Raw genomic sequence first — 1,526 nt, forward strand, 5'->3', positions numbered from 1 at the left:
ATTTTCGGCCGCATTGTTGTCGATCGGCAGATCGCCGCGCTCGGTGTAGCGGATCAGCTTCGGCCAATAGGCGTGGAGGTAATCCAGGGCTTCGCCCAGCTTGCTGCTCGGGGGCACCAACGGAAGGGTTTCGTCGAGCCACTGGCGCAGCGCGGCGAGGACCGGCAGGCTGCGCGCCTGACGCACCGCGAAGCGCTCAAGGGTGGGCAACTCGCGGATCTCCCGCTCGATGCCGTAAAGCTGGCCGATGAACTCGATCGCCTCCGCGGCGCGTCCGCGCTTGCCCTTCGGCAGCACCTGGGCCGCCTCCACGAAGCGTCTGCGGGCGTGGGTCCAGCAAGACAAATGCGTGATTTGCCCTTCGGCGGCCACCGCGTTGTAGCCCGTGTAGCCGTCGGTCATCAGGTAGCCGTGCCAGCCCGCGAGCAGCCGCAGCGGTACCGCCCCGGAGCGGCTCGGGTCGTAATCGAAGAGCACCACCGGTTTGTCCGGGAGCCCCCCGCGCTGCACCCACATGTAGCTTTGGGAGGTGGCCGCGCGGCCCGCTTCCTTGAGCACCTGGACGCTCGTTTCGTCCATGTGGATCACGTTCGCCTCGATGAGGGTGTCGCGCATCAGGTTGGCCACCGGTTGCAGCGCCCGCGCCGCGCCGATCGCCCAGCGCGCCAGGGTCTGGCGCGGCACGCGCACGCCGGCGCGGGCCAGCACGAACTCGAAGCGGGCCAGCGGCAGGCCATCGACGTATTTGGTGGTCAGCAGCATCGCCAGCAGATCGCTACTCGCGTTGCTCTTGGGCAGGACCTGGGCGGGGGCCGGGGCGCTGACGGGCCGATGGGCGCCGTCCGGACAGCCATAACGCTTGCGCACATGGCGCAGCACCCGGACCTGCATCGGGACGATGTCCAGTTGCTCGCTGATCTCCTCGCCGATCTCGACCATCGGGGTGCCGCAGGCACAGGTGCGCTCGGCTTCGGGAAGCGCATGGAGGACATCGACCCGGGGCAACTCCTGCGCCAGGGGGGCGCGCTTGCCGCGTCGCGGCGCCGGGCTTGCGGGCGCAGCGGGCCTGCCCGCGGGCAGCAGTTCAGCGGTGTCGGGGGCGCTCTGGGCGGCGGAGCTCGCTTCACCAGCCAGTGCGTCGGCCTCATCGAACAGCCAGCCCTGAGCGGCATGGCTTTCGGCGCTGGGGCCGAACAGACGTCGCCGGGCCAGACGGAGTTGTTCGTAGATGGCGAGAATCCGGCGCTCGAACTCGCGGGTCTGCCGTGCCAGGGCTTCATCAAAGCTTTGCGTTTGCGCCACCATGGCCCCCTGGAGCAGGCGCAACATCGCTTTGAGCGCCGCCGGATCGTCGGGCAGGGGCTCGGCAAAGGCGGCGCCCAGGGGGGTGGGCAGCGGTTTCGGAGCGGATTGGTCGGCAGCGCGGGACATGCCGAATTATACCCGAAATGGCTATGTAACTGACTGGTAGGAAAGGGTTTTATGCGGTTTCCCAGCCCACAGATCGGTAAGCGTCCAGCCAAGTC

The 1,526-nt window shown here is 68.3% G+C and carries 1 protein-coding gene; it reads right to left on the bottom strand.

Going from position 1 to position 1,526, the window contains the following annotated elements:
* Window positions 1–1,431 (bottom strand): IS66 family transposase (gene tnpC / locus ETQ85_RS25905; protein ID WP_148581851.1); only part of this gene is annotated, 1,431 nt, incomplete at its 3' end.
* Between the last annotated feature and the right edge of the window lie 95 nt (window positions 1,432–1,526).

The sequence above is a fragment of the Zoogloea oleivorans genome, from assembly GCF_008107625.1.
GTDB lineage: Bacteria > Pseudomonadota > Gammaproteobacteria > Burkholderiales > Rhodocyclaceae > Zoogloea > Zoogloea oleivorans.